Annotated in this window: 15 protein-coding genes; 8 read left to right on the forward strand and 7 right to left on the reverse strand. The window is 34.0% G+C overall.

Going from position 1 to position 17,312, the window contains the following annotated elements:
- Position 1 precedes the first annotated feature (1 nt).
- From AACP56_RS05535 to AACP56_RS05545, 3 genes are read right to left on the reverse strand one after another with little or no spacing between them, the layout of a single operon-like run.
- The gene (locus AACP56_RS05535) at positions 2 to 541 is read right to left on the reverse strand and encodes a DUF1569 domain-containing protein (protein WP_339336656.1); all 540 of its coding nucleotides are present in this window, start codon (positions 539 to 541) and stop codon (positions 2 to 4) included.
- Between the two features lie 3 nt (positions 542 to 544).
- Positions 545 to 667 (reverse strand): hypothetical protein, encoded by a 123-nt coding sequence (locus AACP56_RS05540; RefSeq protein ID WP_339336658.1) that lies wholly within the window; start codon positions 665 to 667, stop codon positions 545 to 547.
- A 34-nt stretch (positions 668 to 701) separates the two neighbouring features.
- Positions 702 to 3,086: a TonB-dependent receptor gene (locus AACP56_RS05545; protein WP_339336660.1), complete on the reverse strand. Its 2,385-nt coding sequence runs from the start codon at positions 3,084 to 3,086 to the stop codon at positions 702 to 704.
- A 237-nt stretch (positions 3,087 to 3,323) separates the two neighbouring features.
- Between AACP56_RS05545 and AACP56_RS05550 the strand changes: the two genes are divergently transcribed.
- Together AACP56_RS05550 and AACP56_RS05555 are read left to right on the forward strand one after the other, a co-directional pair.
- Entirely contained in the window at positions 3,324 to 4,412 is a 1,089-nt protein-coding gene (locus AACP56_RS05550; RefSeq protein WP_339336662.1) for a sensor histidine kinase, read from the forward strand.
- A 1-nt stretch (position 4,413) separates the two neighbouring features.
- Positions 4,414 to 5,169, forward strand: coding sequence for a LytR/AlgR family response regulator transcription factor (locus tag AACP56_RS05555; protein WP_339336665.1), 756 nt, complete (start codon positions 4,414 to 4,416; stop codon positions 5,167 to 5,169).
- Positions 5,170 to 5,242: 73 nt separating this feature from the next.
- Here AACP56_RS05555 and AACP56_RS05560 read toward each other — a convergent pair whose 3' ends face one another.
- The 3 genes from AACP56_RS05560 to ahcY all read right to left on the reverse strand — a co-directional run bounded on the left by AACP56_RS05560 (position 5,243) and on the right by ahcY (position 9,185).
- Positions 5,243 to 6,604, reverse strand: a complete 1,362-nt coding sequence (locus tag AACP56_RS05560; protein WP_339336667.1) for an MFS transporter — start codon at positions 6,602 to 6,604, stop codon at positions 5,243 to 5,245.
- A 72-nt stretch (positions 6,605 to 6,676) separates the two neighbouring features.
- Positions 6,677 to 7,780: an SDR family oxidoreductase gene (locus AACP56_RS05565; RefSeq protein WP_339336670.1), complete on the reverse strand. Its 1,104-nt coding sequence runs from the start codon at positions 7,778 to 7,780 to the stop codon at positions 6,677 to 6,679.
- Between the two features lie 88 nt (positions 7,781 to 7,868).
- Positions 7,869 to 9,185 carry an adenosylhomocysteinase gene (ahcY, locus tag AACP56_RS05570; RefSeq protein ID WP_339336672.1) on the reverse strand — a complete coding sequence of 439 codons (1,317 nt, stop codon included), beginning with the start codon at positions 9,183 to 9,185 and terminating at the stop codon, positions 7,869 to 7,871.
- 65 nt (positions 9,186 to 9,250) lie between these two features.
- Here ahcY and AACP56_RS05575 point away from each other — a divergent pair, with 65 nt between their 5' ends.
- The 6 genes from AACP56_RS05575 (at position 9,251) to AACP56_RS05600 (ending at position 14,884) form a co-directional block, all read left to right on the forward strand.
- Positions 9,251 to 9,895 (forward strand): 4'-phosphopantetheinyl transferase family protein, encoded by a 645-nt coding sequence (locus tag AACP56_RS05575; RefSeq protein WP_339336674.1) that lies wholly within the window; start codon positions 9,251 to 9,253, stop codon positions 9,893 to 9,895.
- A 73-nt stretch (positions 9,896 to 9,968) separates the two neighbouring features.
- On the forward strand, positions 9,969 to 10,229 hold the full coding sequence (locus tag AACP56_RS05580) for a hypothetical protein (RefSeq protein WP_339336676.1): 261 nt from the start codon (positions 9,969 to 9,971) through the stop codon (positions 10,227 to 10,229).
- Positions 10,213 to 10,851, forward strand: a complete 639-nt coding sequence (gene pnuC, locus AACP56_RS05585) for a nicotinamide riboside transporter PnuC (RefSeq protein ID WP_339336678.1) — start codon at positions 10,213 to 10,215, stop codon at positions 10,849 to 10,851. The genes AACP56_RS05580 and pnuC overlap by 17 nt, the downstream gene beginning before the upstream one ends.
- Entirely contained in the window at positions 10,806 to 12,905 is a 2,100-nt protein-coding gene (locus tag AACP56_RS05590) for a DUF4301 family protein (protein ID WP_339336680.1), read from the forward strand. The genes pnuC and AACP56_RS05590 overlap by 46 nt, the downstream gene beginning before the upstream one ends.
- A 204-nt stretch (positions 12,906 to 13,109) precedes the next feature.
- The gene (locus AACP56_RS05595) at positions 13,110 to 13,409 is read left to right on the forward strand and encodes a hypothetical protein (RefSeq protein ID WP_339336682.1); all 300 of its coding nucleotides are present in this window, start codon (positions 13,110 to 13,112) and stop codon (positions 13,407 to 13,409) included.
- 128 nt (positions 13,410 to 13,537) lie between these two features.
- Positions 13,538 to 14,884: a sigma-54-dependent transcriptional regulator gene (locus tag AACP56_RS05600; protein ID WP_339336684.1), complete on the forward strand. Its 1,347-nt coding sequence runs from the start codon at positions 13,538 to 13,540 to the stop codon at positions 14,882 to 14,884.
- Here AACP56_RS05600 and AACP56_RS05605 read toward each other — a convergent pair.
- The gene (locus tag AACP56_RS05605) at positions 14,859 to 17,303 is read right to left on the reverse strand and encodes a hybrid sensor histidine kinase/response regulator (RefSeq protein WP_339336686.1); all 2,445 of its coding nucleotides are present in this window, start codon (positions 17,301 to 17,303) and stop codon (positions 14,859 to 14,861) included. The two genes, AACP56_RS05600 and AACP56_RS05605, sit on opposite strands and share 26 nt — an antisense overlap.
- Between the last annotated feature and the right edge of the window lie 9 nt (positions 17,304 to 17,312).

Below are 17,312 nucleotides of genomic sequence, written 5' to 3' on the forward strand. Positions count from 1 at the left end.
GCTATTGCTCCAATATATCCCTGATAATCTTTAAATGATGGTTGGTGTGGATAGCTAAAAAACGCTTAGTTTGCCCTTTGTCCAAAGTTTTGAAAACAGGATGTTCAAAATGAGTATTTTTATCCAATAAATTTATTTTTTTAATATTGTTTTTAACCTCTTCCAATTGAATTTTTAAACTATCCAAGAGTATTACATCTGGTGGTCTCACATTTTGTGGGGATTGGGCAACTCCTCTGGGAATCACACCGGTTGTATGTACTACCACTCGTTGAAAGCTGAAGCTTGATGAATAGTCTTTAGGCTTTGATTGAATTAACTGTTCTGAGATACGATTTATAGTTTTTAGCGAGTGATCAAGATGCCAAGATACACTAGCTTGTGAAACTTCAGGATTGGAGACATTTCTTTTCTCAAATAGACGTTCAATCTCTGCAAGATGATTATCTAGAAAATCTACAGAATTGTCCTTGTTATTCCATTGTACCAATACAATTAAACCTATTAATACAACTCCAAACATGAGTGCTGCTTTTTTCATAACTTAAGTCGTTTTCCAACCCCACCAAATAAAATTTGATTTTAGTTGCTGTTTTCTTTTAAGGGAGAAAGAGGTAATCTTCAATTTTTTCTCTTTCTCTTGATTTTTTTGTTCTTCTTTTTTCATGATTGTGATTTCTTGATTGATGCTAATAAGACGCTTAAAACTGGAATTTGTAACCAAAATCTGGAAAAAATCCTATCTGGTCCACTTGGTCTACCTGATTTGTCAAACGATTATACCTTCTAACAAATACATTTTCATTAGAGGTAACATTTTGCAGGTCAAAATAAATCTGATGTGACCTTTTTTTGTTCTTACTGTTTATCTTGATGCCAAATTTTACATCCCATCTAAAGTAGTCATCATACTGCTGGCTAAAAGCCTCATTTTCTCTAAGAATTTCAAATCTCGCTTGCTGTGAAGCTTCTAAATTTACAGGGGTAAAATAACGTCCGCCGGAAGTGGTTAATCTGGTATCGAAGAATAGAACTTTGGTCCCCGATGCCCCTATTTTAAATTCTTTTCCAGCTAAAAGATTTATAACATAACCATTGTTAAATGGGGAATTTCTTTCTATACCATCACTACCTTCATATTTACTTTCAAAAAAAGAACCAGTTAATAATCCATAATAGCTATCACTAAAAAACTTTTCTAGGGTAAATTCAACTCCTTGATTAAAACCTGTACCGTTGTTGGTTAATGAGACCCGGTCATTGTCAAAAATGAAGTTTGCACCTTCTGTTAGGGTAGAATAACTAGACGGGGATGATTCCACCGCTGCATCTTCAATATCTTGTCGGTAAACCTCTATTTTTCCTCTCCAGGAATTGCCAAGTTTTACATCATAGCCTAAAACATAATGAGTACTTTCTACAAAGTCTAAATCTCTATTTGTTTGTATTAGTTCTCCATTCACATTTTCATTCAAGAAAAGTAGTGGTAATGGAATAGACTGGTAGTGTTGTCCGTATCCAAAATTTAGAGAATGATTTGGTAAAAAATTATAATTTAAAGCTGCTCTTGGCCCTAAAACGAACTGCTTATTTAAAGTGCTATATTGAGAATGCAATCCAGCATTTAACGTAATATCCTCGGTCACTCTAAATTGACCTTGAATATAGGGTTGAAGAATGCTTAAATTTTCATCAATATCTCTAAATGTAATTAAATCTGGGTCACCGTCGCCATCGTTGTCTGCCTGCTCATTTCTATCCAACAATAAGCTTTGGATATTATAATTTTCAATTAAAACTCCGGTTCTGTAACTTAATTTGCTGCTCACTTTAGAGTTAAAAAGTGTGGATAAAGCTAATCTAACTTCGGTATTGTCAGCTTCCGTATATCTTATAATGCGTTCTTGAGGGGTATCTTTTTCTATAAAACGATCTGCGGAGAATGTATTTCCAGAATATGAACCCGAGACAATAGTGCGTAGGTAAGAATTATTATTTAGACTCAGATTATACTTTATACCAATAACACCAAATTGGGAGTCAACCAAAGTGTTTTCATCTTCAGCTGCAAACAAATCATCTTCATCAATATCATCTCCTAAAAACTCAATATCAGAATTGCCAATAATCCCAAAAATGGAAAGATTGCCATTATTCACTTTTCCGAAATCAAGATTAAACGAGACATCGTTATAATTAGGTGTTGCAGCGGTTCCACCAGCACCAATTCCTAAAAGACCTACTAGCGAATAACGAGCTGAAACTAAAAAGGAACCTTTTTTGGTCCCTAAAGGACCTTCTGCCATAGCTTCAACTCCCGTAAAAATTCCGGTTTGTAGTGTATATTCATAATCATCCGTATTACCTTTTCTAAAGCCTAAATCAAAAACCCCACCTATGGCATTTCCGTATTCGGCTGGAAAAGCTGAGGTAATGAAATCAGAATTCCTTAATAGGTTTGGATTTAAAGCAGAAACTGGTCCGCCAGTAGTTCCTAGTGTTGAATAGTGATTGGGACTTGGAATAGGAATTCCTTCTAAACGCCAAAGTAAACCCGTTGGGGAGTTACCACGGATTACAATATCGTTTCTACTATCATCTGGAGCAGAGACTCCAGCGAAGTTTGCAGCCAACCTTCCAACATCGCTTCGTCCCCCAGAAAATCGTGTTACTTCTTCAACTCCAAATTGTCTTGCTGAAACAGTTGCTAATTTGTTTAAGGGTCTGTCTTTATTAGCTTCGTTAGTTAGAATTACTTCATCCAATTGATTAAAGGATTCTAGAAGCTGTACCGTAACAAACACATCTTTTCCTGAGGTTACTTCAATATTTGGAATAGTGACGCTCTCATAACCAATATAGCTAACTTGAATTACGTTTCTTCCCAAGGGAACATTAGGCATGCTAAAACGCCCATCAAAACCTGTGATGACTCCGGTAGCAATTTCAACATTTAAAAGTTCAATAGTTGCACCTTCTAAAGGTTGCTCGGATTGTTTATCTATTACAATTCCTTTAATTATTCCTGTTTGAGCTGGAGCAGCTAATCCTAATAGAAGAAGAAATACAAAGAAAACTTGTTTCATGATTTTTGAGTATTTGATTGACTCAAAGATGTATTGTCTTTAATGGAATTAAGATTTGATTTTTGTGTATTGGGGATTTTCTCTTTGGACCATCAAATTTTAGAATAAGATGGAATATATCAATCTAGGGGCATAAAATACAGTTCAAATAAATTTGAAACGGTTCAAGAAAAAATATGACAACTAGGAAAGTATAGCATAGTCAAGAAAACAGACTTGTGTATCTTTAAAGTTGTTATGAATATTAAATTCACAAAAAAAGGGGTTCAAAAATTTCTGTTTCGCTGGATGGTCGTCAATGTCGTTTTTTTTACGGTGAAGTTGACTATGGAGCAACATCCTGAAGGTTTAGCAGATTTGTTTAGTCCAACCAGTCTTTTCTATTATTTCAGTGCATTCTTCCTCTTTATGTTAACATGGGAAACCAATGATTATCTTTTAAAAAGACACAAAAAGTATTGTAAACTCAATCTCAAAAGAAGCTTAAAAATTGTCTGCATCAATTTAGTAATAATGCTTCCTATTTGTGCTTTGGTTTATTATTTGGCACTATTTCCATTAAAAGAACCCTTGAACATTATTTGTTTAATACCACCTAAACAACAATTTATAATCGATTTTTCCAGAGCTACCTTATTGGGAATAACTGTAATATTCTTTAATATGTTTTATTATGCGATGAACCATCATGATGAACTGGAAAAGCAATTGCATGATTTACAACGTGAAATGATTGCCTCTAAATACTCCTCGTTGCGCAATCAAATAAGCCCTCATTTCTTATTTAATAGTTTAAATACACTAACTTCATTAATGTATGAGGATAGGGATTTAGCTTCAGATTTTGTTACTCGTTTAGCTTCCAGTTATCGTTATATTTTGGACAATAGAGAGCAAGACTTAGTTAGCCTCAAAAAAGAGTTGGAATTTTTGGATTCCTTTGTTTTTATGATGAATATCCGTCATAAAGATGCCGTAGTAATTAAGGCCGATATTAAAGTTCAGTCAGAAAGTTATATAATACCAACATTGTCGCTTCAAATGTTGGTAGAGAATGCTTTAAAACACAACTATTACAGTAAAGAGCGCCCCTTAGAAATTCAGATTTCAACTATTGGGTATGACGCCTTAGTGATTAAAAATAACCTTCGAAAGCGTGATTTAAAAGAAGAGACCACAAAGCTTGGCCTTAAAAACATTAAAAAGCGTTATTCCTATTATACCAACAAGCAGGTTTTGGTTAGGGAAGAAGTAGATTTTTTTGAAGTAATAATTCCACTTTTAGATAGGAGTATTACTGAAATGAACGTTTTAGCAGTTTCTTAATATGAAGGCAGTTATTGTTGAAGATGAAGAGTTTGCATCAAAGCGCTTGGCGCAGCTGGTAAATGAATTGGCACCAGATATTGAGATTGCCAGTAGTTTAAATTCTGTGGAAAGTGGGTCCGAATGGTTTTCCAAAAACGTGATGCCAGACCTCATTTTTTTGGATATCCAGCTCAATGATGGCTACGGTTTTGATATTTTGGATGGATTGCAAGATCACCCTCCAGTAATTTTTACAACTGCTTACAATGAGTTTGCCATACGTGGATTTAAGTATAACGGTTTAGACTATTTATTGAAACCCATTGTAAAGGAAGACTTAAAAAAGTCATTAGAAAAATTTAAAAAGAATATCACCAGAAATGGTAATGGAGCAACTGAAAATTTAGAACATTTAAAGCAATTGTTCCACAAAGAGTATAAACACCGCTTTATGGTAAAAGTGGGAAATCAATTTAGGTCATTCAATGTAGAGGACATTGCCTACTTTAAATCCTATGAAGGAATGATTTGTCTGCACACACACATCGGGCAATCTTACCCCATAGAATATACCATAGACCAGTTGGAGAATATTCTAAACCCAATCCACTTTTTTAGAATCAACAGAAAATTTATGGTTTCCGTAAAAGCGGTAATAGAAATACATAGTTATTTTAATAGTCGGTTACTATTAAAACTATTGCCAAAGGAAGAGGAGCAAGTAATTGTTTCTAGGGAGCGTACCACTAATTTTAAACGTTGGTTGGATATGTAAACTATAAAAAACATTACAGTTGAGATATAGGAAAAGAATATTTGATCATATAAACAATTCAAATATTTATTCTTCAGGATGATAAAATGACACTCTTGTTCTTTCTCGTACTTTTTTTGGTATTATGTCTAACACCGTGTACTATCATCAGAATAGTTATAATAAAAAAAAGAAAGCCTCCAATTACAAAGATGTACGTAGTTAAATTTTCGAAAAGAATTCCGCCAGTGATCAACCCTAACATACTAGCAAAACTACCCATTGAAGTGCCATATCCTTGAATAGCTCCTTGGGTTGATTTTGTACCTGTTGATGAAAGCAAAGAAAGAAAGCTGGGCCACATAATCCCATTCCCTATAGATAGTAGCGTGTTGGCAAAGTAAAGTATTATTATCTTTTCACTAGTTAAAAACAGAAAGCTCGCTCCCAGAAAAAGAGAACCAACCAATACTAGAGTATGATTTGAGACCTGCGTTGACAGTTTTGATAATATAGGTCCTTGTACAATGACCATGATAAAGCTTGAATAAGCCAAAAAAATCCCCAAATCTGTTGCAGACCAACTTAGCAATGAATTGGCATAAACTGGAAGACCAGCATAAAAGAGGCTAAAGCCGAAAAAAGTCAGAAAATAAATGGTAAAAAGCAATGGAATACCAGATATTCTCAAAATAGTCCGCCACCCATTTTTTTTGATATTGCCTGTTGCTTGTAATTCACCTTCTGAAAAGCAATCTTTATGCTCTATTTGAAAAAATCGACGAAAATTTCTTAACGATACTCCTTTTGTATCAACAATACATGGAACACTTTCCTCCAATCGAACATTTATTACAAAAATTGCTGTCAAAGAGATTAATGCAGCAAGAATTAGTGGTAGCATTTCACCCAATAAAGTGCTTGCTAAAATTCCGGCAACTGCAGGTCCAAGAACAAATCCTAAACTAGTAGAAGCCCCCATTCTTCCAAAATTTCTATTTCTATCGGCATCGGTAGATATATCTGACATATAGGCGTTAGCTACAGAAATATTTCCACCGGTAAAACCATCAAAAATACGGGCAAAGAAAATAATTAATAGGGGAAGGGTCATTTGATATTTTCCAGTAAAACCTGAGTCTTGTGACCATAACATCATTTCAGGTAAAATGAATGCCAAAAGAAAAAGTAACCAGGCCAAAAATGTCCCTGCTTGGGAAATAATAAGCACTTTTTTTCTGCCAATCTTGTCCGAAAGACGCCCAAGAATAGGGGCCCCGATAAACTGAAAAAAAGGATACATGGCTCCAAGTACCCCATAAATGAATCCATTACCTCCAAAATCGGTAACTATAAATATTAAAATGGGGATAACTAGACTATAGCCTAATATTCCAATAAAATTCACTAGTAGTATAGGAAATGTCTTGTGTTTAAAAAAAGCAAGGAAAGGCATGTTTAACTTTTACTAAAGATACCTTCTAAATATTGAAAAATGAAATACAACGTGATTTAGCTAGCTAATGTATTACCAACGTTGATTCCGAAATCCGTTGTTTTTTGCAAACTCCACGGTAGCCACCAAATAGTCTTCTAAGTTATATTTTGGAATAGGTAAAATACTTTCTAATAAAGTAGTGTCCCATTCTTGGGGTAACGAAGTTAGATATGGAGTCAAATGAACACCAATAGTTTCATAATAAAACTTTTCCAAGGTACTTTCAAAGTCTGAGGCCGTTGTAATCAATTCTTGAGTCAATTTGAAGTTTCTAAAATCGACCGTTTCTAAAATTTTGGTGATACCGTTAAAAATATTTGTTCCTGTAGAGTTTACAATATTTAATTGTTCAATTGCAGTATCAAAAACCTTGGCAATAACCTTCGCGGCATAATCCGTGGGAATAATATTTAACAGACTATCCTTATTGGCTTGAATTCTAATAGAATCTGATGAGGTATTTCTATGAAAAAACTTTGCAAACAGATAAAACACCATATACTTAGATATAAAGAAGCTTGGTTTGTCCATAATATTTCCACCAAGAACACTAGGTCTTAGGATTTGTACTGGAATTTTAGCATCTTTTCCAGCGCCTACTAAATATTTTTCTGCAGCATGTTTAGAAGCTTCATAATAATTTCTGTAATCTGTCTTTTCGGCTGAGATGTAGTTATTTTTTAAAAGTGCATCCAATTTACCAATGGAAAAAGCAGTACTGATGTATATAAACTTTTTTATGTAGGGTGTGTAAACCTCAAAAATATTCTGGGTTAGTGTTAGATTCTCTTTGAAAATTTCTTCTTTACTGTTGGGGTCTGTGGATAAATTTACAAAGCCAGCTGAATGTATAAAATAGTATAGCTTTCCTGTTTGAATGAATTGCTTGGGAGTTAAAATTTCTTCAGCATCAACGACCTGTATTTTTTTGCTGATAGTATTCAAATTGTCTTTGATAAAATCTGGAACAATGTTGCTATTAAGCATTTTTGAAACTCGTTCTACAGGCAAGGCTTTATTTTTCTTGCGAACGATAAGATACAAACTCTCTAGTTCGTTAAACCTATTTTCTAATATTGAAAATAGGACTTGCGAGCCTAAAGTTCCTGTTGCGCCTGTAAGAATGATATTCATAAAAAGGAACGTTCGATTGGTAATTATCCTGTCAAAAAATAACCCTCGTATTATCACGAGGGTTATTTTCTAATAATATTCAGTATTCTTAATATCTATAGTATTCTGGCTTATATGGGCCTTCAACTGTTACACCAATATAATCAGCTTGGTCTTTTTTCAATTCTGTTAATTCAGCTCCTAAACGGGACAAGTGTAATTTAGCTACTTTTTCATCCAAATGCTTAGGAAGCATATAAACATCATTCTCATAATTAGCACTATTTTTCCAAAGCTCAATCTGTGCCAAAGTCTGATTTGTAAATGAGTTACTCATTACAAAACTTGGGTGGCCAGTAGCACAGCCTAAATTGACCAAACGGCCTTCTGCCAATATAATTAAGTCTTTGCCATCAATAGTATATTTATCTACCTGAGGCTTAATTTCATCTTTGGTATTTCCATAAGTTCCATTTAGCCAAGCCATATCAATTTCATTATCAAAATGTCCAATATTGCAAACAATGGCTTTGTCTTTTAACGCTCTAAAATGCTCTTCGCGAATAATATCTTTGTTCCCCGTGGTAGTGATAACAATATCTGTTTTTGAAATTACAGTTTCCAATTTTTTCACCTCAAAACCATCCATGCAAGCTTGTAAGGCACAAATAGGATCTATTTCCGTTACGGTAACAATTGCACCAGCTCCTCTAAATGAAGCCGCTGTGCCTTTACCTACATCGCCATAACCACAAACGGTAACACGTTTACCTGCCAACATGGTATCCGTTGCTCTTCGTATGGCATCAACAGCACTTTCTTTACAACCGTACTTGTTATCGAATTTTGATTTGGTAACAGAGTCATTTACATTAATTGCGGGCATTGGTAAAGTTCCTTTTTTTACCCTTTCATAAAGCCTATGGACTCCAGTCGTAGTTTCTTCGGATAAACCTTTAATACCAGCAGCAAGCTCAGGATATCTATCTAAAACCATATTGGTCAAATCCCCACCATCATCTAAAATCATATTTAAAGGTTGTCTGTCTTCACCAAAGAACAAGGTTTGTTCTATACACCAATCAAATTCTTCCTCATTCATGCCTTTCCAAGCGTATACTGGAATACCGGCAGCAGCGATAGCAGCGGCAGCTTGATCTTGTGTTGAGAATATATTACAAGAACTCCAGGTTACATCCGCACCTAATTCTACTAAAGTTTCAATTAGAACAGCAGTTTGGATGGTCATGTGCAAACATCCAGCAATTCGAGCACCTTTCAATGGCTGCTCATTTTTGTATTCTTCGCGTAGTGCCATTAAGCCTGGCATTTCAGCCTCGGCAAGTTCAATTTCTTTTCTTCCCCAATCAGCAAGAGAAATATCTTTTACTTTAAACGGTACAAACGGAATTGTTTTTGTGCTCATAATTATTTTTTGATTTTTACAGCAAATTTTGATGTGCAAAGGTACAAATTACTTAACTTTTAACCGTGCCTCTTTACAAAACCATAACAGTTTCAAGCGCAATACAAGTATATATTTGGAAGGTTACTGAGCCTGAAGATGTACTAGCTGAGAATGTCGTATTAACGGAGTATTGCCAAAATAGAATGTTAGGTATGAAATCGGAAATGCATCGCCGTGCATTTTTGAGCATTCGTCATTTGTTAAAGCTTGCCAATTATGAAGACAAAGATTTGGTATACAATGAGTTTGGAAAACCACATTTAAAAGATGGTAATCACATATCCATTACACATTCACATAATTTTACGGCCATTATAATTAGTTCAGCCAACGAAGTTGGAATAGATATTGAAAAGCACCGAGATAAAATACTTAGAATTGCTTATAAGTTTACGCCAATCGAAGAATATAGCACATTGGCAAATGATGAAGCAAGAGTTAGAAAACTTACTACAGTTTGGGGAGCTAAAGAATCACTTTATAAAATATATGCGCAACACGGGTTAAGTTTTTTAAACCATATTAATGTAAAAGACTTTGCTCTAGAAGATGAAAAAACTAGTGCTGAAATTCTATATGAGGGTAAAAAATCAGACTACAATATCTCTTTTTTAGAGTTTGAAGGTTTTACTTGTGTTTATGCGCTTCGCTCGAATGAAGATGTTTAAAAGTTTAGATGTTTATGAGTTTAATAGTAGTTTTAAGCAAAAAAATAAAACTGTTAAACCTATAAACTCCAAAATGGAAATTTCTGTTGAACTTACCTTCTCTCCTTTACAAGATGATTTTGAACAACATATCATCAATTTCATTAAAAAATTAAGAGCTTCAGGACTTACTATTCTGGAGAACCCGCTAAGCACCCAAGTGTTTGGTGAATACGGAAAAGTCATGCAAGTGTTGCATACTGAGATTGAAACAGCTTTTGAATTAATGGATAAAGGGCTGTTGTTTATGAAAATTGTAAAATCTGACCGAAGCAAATATGAGCCACATTTTTGATTGGCTTTTTGCCCAATACCAAGATGTACCAACCCACTTAATCATTTTAGAAATGATAGGTGTTGTTTTTACAATACTTAGTGTTTGGTATTCTAAAAGAGAAAATATTCTGGTTTATCCTACAGGATTAATTGCAACAGGAATCTATGTTTATATTCTTTTAGTGTATTCCCTTTTGGGAGATATGCTCATAAACGCATACTACTTTGTTATGAGCATTATTGGATGGTATTTATGGACTCGCAAGGTAGATGAGACTCATTTTGTTCCAATTACTAAAACAACTCCTAAGGAAAAAAAATGGTCCGTGCTTTTATTTGTAGGTGCATTAGTTTTTGTTTTTTTAGTTTACTATTTCACCGACCGTTACAATACTTGGACTGCTTACATAGATACGGTCACTACCGCAATTTTCTTTGTTGGAATGTGGTTAATGGCTAAAAAGAAATTAGAGAATTGGATTTACTGGATTATTGGAGACATTATAACCGTGCCCTTATATTGGTATAAAGGACTTATTTTTAGTTCGCTGCTTTTTGCAGTTTTGACAATCATTGCCATTTACGGCTATAAATCATGGAAGAAAAACTTAAACAAGAGCCCTCAGACATTATTAAAGTAGTCCTTTTTGGTCCAGAATCTACTGGTAAAACTACATTAGCAAAACAACTAGCTGCGCATTATAAAACTGCTTGGGTGCCAGAATATGCTAGAGCGTACCTTCAAGACAAATGGAATAGAGAACAAAAGACCTGTGAACCTCACGATTTGTTGCCAATTGCCAAAGGGCAAATAAAATTAGAGAATAAACTGACCAAAACTGCCAATAAGATTCTATTTTGTGATACAGATTTACTGGAAACCAAAGTATATTCTGAAGCTTATTATATAGGTGCTTGTGACCCAATGCTGGAAAAACATGCATTACATAATACATATCAGTTATATTTCTTAACCAATATAGATACAACATGGGAAGCAGATGATTTACGTGATAAGCCGAATGAGCGTGAAGAAATGTTTGAATATTTTCATGATACTTTAAAGCGATACCAGCGGAATTTTATTATTTTAAGTGGAAATAAAGAAGAGCGGTTTAAAACTGCTGTTGAACAGATTGATAAACTTCTAAAACCTATGATTGACTTTAGCGAAGAGGATCTTAAACAATTGGCAAATAAAGGTATTTCCAAAGAACAGGTATTAGCTCAAATAGAAACATTTAAAGAAGGTATTCCTTTCGTGAACTTAGAAAAAGCTGCAGTTGTAGGTGAAGGGATATCAAGATTTTCAGGGGATGAAGAAAAAGAATTAATAAGCAATTTCGAAAACTCACGGGGCAATCTTTCGCTTTTAAAATTTGTGCCCGCATCAGGAGCAGCTTCAAGAATGTTCAAGGCAATGTTCAACTTTATAGATGCTTACAATCCATCTAAAGAAAGTCTTTCGGACTATATTACCAGAACAGGTGATAAGGATGTAAAGCAATTTGTAGATGGAATGGAAAGCCTTCCTTTCTATAATTTAATAATGGGAAGGATTACTATTGAAGGAGCTTCTGAGGGTGAAAAAGTATATACATTTGTAAATGAGATGTTGACTGAAGAAGGTCTTAATTATGGCTTTTTTCCCAAAGGTTTGCTTCCTTTTCATAAATACGATTCAGGTTCAGCCACCCCTTTTGAGGAGCACTTAAAAGAAGCTGCTCTTTATGCCAAAACTGAGGGTGAAGCCAATCTGCATTTTACAATTTCAGAACAACATGATGCAATGTTTAAAGATGAGCAAAACAGTGCTGCAAAGCGAGTGTCATCAAATACAAATACGAGTTTTAATGTTTCCTATTCTAACCAAAAATCAGCTACGGATACTCTGGCTGTAGACATGAATAATGGACCCTTTAGAAATAGCGATGGCTCTATTCTTTTTAGACCGGGTGGTCATGGGGCATTAATAGAAAACTTAAATGATCAGGATGCCGATGTTATTTTCATTAAGAATATTGATAACGTTGTTATTGAAAAGAATCTAGCTGCCGTTTCAGATAGTAAAAAAGTTCTTGCAGGGGTTCTGCTAGAAAAACAAGCCAAAGCTTTTGAATATGCTAAGCTTTTAGATAGTATCTCAACTGCTTCAGAGGATTTAGAAAGTATTTTTAATTTTCTAAAGGCAGAATTGAATGTCCGCTTTTCACAAGATTTTGATACTAAATCTGAAGCCGAAAAAATTGTCGAGTTAAAAGAAAAAATAAATAGGCCTATCCGTATTTGTGGAATGGTTAAAAATGAAGGTGAACCAGGCGGAGGTCCATTTTGGATTAAAGATACGGAGGGCAGTATTTCACTTCAAATCATTGAGTCAGCACAAATAGATATGGATGATGCAAAACAAGTTTCCATATTAAAGAATTCCACTCATTTTAACCCTGTGGATTTAGTATGTGGGATTAGAAATTACAAAGGGGAAAAATACAACCTACTAGATTTTGTGGATTCTAAACAAGGTTTTATCACAGGCAAAACCAAAGAAGGTAAAGAATTAAAGGCATTGGAATTGCCTGGACTTTGGAATGGAGCTATGGCCTTTTGGAATACCATTTTTGTAGAAGTACCTTTAGTAACTTTTAACCCAGTTAAAACCGTAAATGATTTATTAAAGCCATCCCATCAAGCATAATTGTGCTAGGAATCATTTAAAAGTGTATAAAAAGTATACAGCTTCTCCTAAAGTATACACAATTTTATACAACATTGCCTAATCTTAAAAATACATAAGTAATTCAAAATCAATAACTTAAATTTATAAAACTGAAAATTGCTGCTATGGCATTATTTTCTCTTTAGACTAAGCAAATAAATGTTTAATCTAAATACATAGAGAATGAAAAAGTTATTTTTTGCTACTGCATTAGTTTTAGGAAGTTTAACAGTTGTTGCTGCTTCAAATACAATGATTCAAGATGAAATCAGTGTTGAAGTAAAAGTAAGTGAGTTTAAAGAAATTTCGGCTTCTGACTTACCAGCTGCTGTTGTTAAGGCTTTAGAAACTGATTATGCAGGAGCTACTATCAATAAAGCATATGTTAATGAAGAAGGTCAGTACAAATTAGAAGTTACCACTCAAGATGGTACTGATGGAACACTTTATGCGGATGCCGAAGGTAATTGGTTAGAAATGTAGGCGATTTTGGTTAAGTTAGTATCGTAACTAAGTTTAGGAAGGGGTGTTTATACACCCCTTTTTTATGATAACTTTAAAAGAAATACACCCCACGGGCATCGTATCTTTACAAGAGTAAGATTAGCCCCATGCCCCAAAAAATCTTAATCGTAGAAGACGACATTTCGTTTGGTCAAATGTTGCAAAAGTTTTTTCTAAAAAATGGTTGGAAGAGTGAAGTGTGTTCAACAGTAACTGATGCTAGAAATAAGATTGCCACTACTAATTTTGACTTAATTTTATCTGACCTTCGTTTACCTGATGGTAACGGAATTAACTTATTGGTTGAAATAAAATCAATATATCCAAAGACTGCTGTAATAGTAATGACTGGCTATGCTGAGGTTGGTACTGCAGTTGCAGCTATGAAAAAGGGGGCAGACGATTATATTTCAAAACCATTTACCCCTGATGAAATTTTAATGGTAGTTAATCAGTCTTTAAAAACTTCAAAGAATAAGATTGAAAAAACAGGTATTGATTCAACAACTAAAGCGAGAAGCATTAATCAAGAAAGGGTACTCACTGGTATCGACGAAAAATCCCAAAAACTACAGGAACACATTCAATTGGTTGCCCCTACAAATATGTCGGTGTTAATTACTGGCGAAAGCGGTACTGGTAAAGAAGTTACTGCCAAGTCCATACATAAAAACAGTGGTCGAAAAAACAAAAAATTTGTTGCCGTAGATTGCGGTGCAATACCTAAAGAGCTAGCAACAAGCGAGTTTTTTGGTCATGTAAAAGGGAGCTTTACTGGGGCTGTACAAGATAAGGTTGGTCACTTTGAGGCTGCCAACGGTGGGACATTGTTCTTGGACGAGATAGGGAATCTTAATTATGAGAATCAAGTTCAATTGCTAAGGGCGATTCAAGAACGAAAGATTAAGAAAGTAGGTAGCACCAACGAAATAGAAATTGATGTTAGGATTATTAGTGCTACAAATGAAAACCTACTAGATGCAGTTCAAAAACATGACTTTAGAGAGGATTTGTATCATAGATTAAATGAGTTTTCAATAGAAATTCCACCATTGAGTGAACGTTTTGAAGACTTAATGTTATTTGCCAACTACTTTTTAGAAAAAGCAAATTCTGATTTAAATAAAGGGATAATGGGTTTTTCTGAGGAAGTGATTACACTTTTTCAAAAGTATAATTGGCCAGGGAATTTAAGGGAGCTCAAAAATGTAATTAAACGCTCAGTGTTACTTTCTAGAGAAGATTACATCAAACCAGATGTTTTGCCAAAAGAGGTAGTAAAAAATGGTGGCATTGAGTCCTCTGATATGTTTTCCAAGTCAAAATATGAGAAAGATCAGATTGTGAAAGCATTAAAAAAAACAAATTTCAACAAATCAAAAGCAGCACAATTACTTCAGATTACAAGAAAGACACTGTATAACAAAATCAATCATTATAATCTGGATTTGTAATTAAATTAGTGTTTAGGGCAAGACATAATTCTTTTACATGTGTTTTAAGTGAAGTGAATATTTCCTGTAATATATTCTTGTTAGTTTCATTAGAAATAACTTCTAATTTTTCTAAGTATGGCATTGCGTTGTGAGCTTTAAGCTGGCGAAACATTGGTAGCATTCTATGTGCTATTTCGTTAATGTTTTTTACCTTTCCACTTTTGACGGCTTCTTTTAATTTTACCATATTTTCTTTAGTATCATTCAAGAAGGTAGTTGCTATTTCTAGTATTGCAGACATGTCATCTCCCACGAAAGCTTTAATTCCATTTAGATTATATAAATCTTCTTCTAACTCAATTGAATAGTTTTGTGAAGACTTATTATTGTTTAACTGGGTTATGCTTAAAGAAGCAGTCAGTTTTTTTAGGAATAATTCCTTTGAAAAGGGTTTCTGTAAAATGGCTGAAAAGCCTTTGGAAAGATAGTCTTGTTCATCAACACTGGTTTGACCGGTCATAGCAAGAATAGGCTGCTGCTTATAATGCTGATAATTGCCCGATTTTAATTTCTTAGTAACCTTAAAACCATTTATTGATGGCATTTGGATGTCAGTTAGAACCGCATCATAATGCAAGACATCATTTTTTTTAATCTCATTAAAAGTTGAAAAAGTATGTGTGCTAATTTCAATGGTTCTACACATTTCTGAAAGTAAGCCTAACAATGCCAGATCATCATCAATTATCAATAGCGAAATACCTGAAAGATTTTTGGGTTCTTTAGTTTTAGTAACCTCATTCTCAGAAGCAAATTCTAAGGGTAGATATAATGTAAAAGTACTGCCCTTGCCTTCTTTGCTTTGTAGTTGAATGTTTCCACTAAGAAGTTCAACTAACTTTTTTGAGATTGTTAACCCAAGACCATAACCCCCATATTTTTTTCCGATTTCGTCCCCACCTTGGGAGAATTCTTTGAAAATTAATTCTTGTTTTTCTTTTCTAATACCAATGCCAGTATCAGCTATGGAAATACAAATTGTGTTCTTTTTTTTAATACTGGCTTTAATGGTAATAGACCCTTTTTTGGTAAACTTAAAGGCATTACCAATAAGATTTGTCAAAATTTGTTTAATCCGTAAGGAGTCGCAAATAACTTCTTTTCCTAAATTTTCTGAAATGTCTAAAAGCAGAGCCACTCCTTTTTTGCTATGAATTTCCTTTAGGTTTTTCGTGATTTCTAAAATTAGTCTATCAAGCCTAAAAGGCTTTTTATCCAACTTTATTTTGCCAGCTTCAATTTTTGAAAAATCCAACAAATCATTTGTCAAGCCTTCAACGTAAGTTGATGCAGACTTCACACTATTAACATAAGTAAGCTGGGTTTTGGTCAAAGCTGTAGTTTCTAGTAGCTCCGAATATCCTAAAATAGTGTTCAATGGGGTTTTAAGGTCATGCCCAACGGTAGCAATTAGTTGTTCCCTACTTTTTAAGACTGATTCGGAAAAGGCTTTTTCAGATTCTAGTTTACGCCTATAGTTTTGAATTTTCCAAAAATCTTTATTAATTAAAAATGTAAACAAAGCAACAATCAAAAGTCCTATAATAGCCGTTAAACCTGCAAGGCGGATACTTTTTGAAAGCGCATCATTCTTTATTTTTTTATTAGTTAGCGTATTTACAGCAATTTCTTTACCAATTATAGAAATAATACGCTGTAATTTTAGCGACAGCTTAAGGTTGGCATTGGATAATTCTCGTTCTTTTCTATTTAAATTAAGCTTTGTTTTTTCACTTTGAGCTTTAGCTTCTGATAACATCAGTTTTGAGGCAGTTAAAACAGAATCTAACTTTTCAGATTTTTCCTCATTGGGAATATTTTTATTCAGAAAAGAAACATAGTCCTTTATAATTTCCTTACTTTTTTCTGGCAATTCATCAAAGTTTGAAACAAATGATTCAGGAGTAATATGTCCAATGGAAAGCTCAATCTTATTAAATTCTTTTAGGAGAGAATCGATAGAGGTACTCTTATCATTTTTTTGCCTTAATCTGCGGAGCTCAGAGACATTAAATACTTTTTGGTGGAGTAATAGACGAATACTGTCCAGCAGTTGTTTCTGCGAATTGCTTTGTGAGTTATTTTTTAGAGTATCTATTTCTGAAAATAGGGAATCAACTTTTTGAGTGTATTTTTTGAGACTACTATTTGTGTTACGCTGTTGTGCTATGGTAGATAGATTCTCAGAAGTATAAATTCCCGTTAGTAGGGAACTAGTTCGTAATAATTTTTTATCATTTTCTTCTAGTAGGTCAGATGAAGTATATGTTTTAATTTCTGAATAAATAAAGATAGCTGCAATAAGTCCCAAAAGTCCCAACACGGTATAGCTGACAATTATTTTAACCGTAAAACTTTTTCTGGATTTATCTTTCATGACCTTAGT

Origin of the sequence: Croceitalea sp. MTPC6 (assembly GCF_036985525.1) — a bacterium.
Classification (GTDB): Bacteria; Bacteroidota; Bacteroidia; order Flavobacteriales; family Flavobacteriaceae; genus Croceitalea.

Excerpts from the sequence above, each read along its gene's own strand:
- AACP56_RS05565 (WP_339336670.1), bottom strand. The coding sequence starts at position 7,780 with ATGAATATCATTCTTACAGGCGCAACAGGAACTTTAGGCTCGCAAGTC.
- AACP56_RS05545 (WP_339336660.1), bottom strand. The coding sequence starts at position 3,086 with ATGAAACAAGTTTTCTTTGTATTTCTTCTTCTATTAGGATTAGCTGCT.
- AACP56_RS05590 (WP_339336680.1), top strand. The coding sequence starts at position 10,806 with ATGGAAGAAAAACTTAAACAAGAGCCCTCAGACATTATTAAAGTAGTC.
- pnuC (WP_339336678.1), top strand. The coding sequence starts at position 10,213 with ATGAGCCACATTTTTGATTGGCTTTTTGCCCAATACCAAGATGTACCA.
- AACP56_RS05555 (WP_339336665.1), top strand. The coding sequence starts at position 4,414 with ATGAAGGCAGTTATTGTTGAAGATGAAGAGTTTGCATCAAAGCGCTTG.
- AACP56_RS05550 (WP_339336662.1), top strand. The coding sequence starts at position 3,324 with ATGAATATTAAATTCACAAAAAAAGGGGTTCAAAAATTTCTGTTTCGC.
- AACP56_RS05595 (WP_339336682.1), top strand. The coding sequence starts at position 13,110 with ATGAAAAAGTTATTTTTTGCTACTGCATTAGTTTTAGGAAGTTTAACA.
- AACP56_RS05600 (WP_339336684.1), top strand. The coding sequence starts at position 13,538 with ATGCCCCAAAAAATCTTAATCGTAGAAGACGACATTTCGTTTGGTCAA.
- AACP56_RS05605 (WP_339336686.1), bottom strand. The coding sequence starts at position 17,303 with ATGAAAGATAAATCCAGAAAAAGTTTTACGGTTAAAATAATTGTCAGC.
- ahcY (WP_339336672.1), bottom strand. The coding sequence starts at position 9,185 with ATGAGCACAAAAACAATTCCGTTTGTACCGTTTAAAGTAAAAGATATT.
- AACP56_RS05560 (WP_339336667.1), bottom strand. The coding sequence starts at position 6,604 with ATGCCTTTCCTTGCTTTTTTTAAACACAAGACATTTCCTATACTACTA.
- AACP56_RS05535 (WP_339336656.1), bottom strand. The coding sequence starts at position 541 with ATGAAAAAAGCAGCACTCATGTTTGGAGTTGTATTAATAGGTTTAATT.
- AACP56_RS05540 (WP_339336658.1), bottom strand. The coding sequence starts at position 667 with ATGAAAAAAGAAGAACAAAAAAATCAAGAGAAAGAGAAAAAATTGAAG.
- AACP56_RS05580 (WP_339336676.1), top strand. The coding sequence starts at position 9,969 with ATGGAAATTTCTGTTGAACTTACCTTCTCTCCTTTACAAGATGATTTT.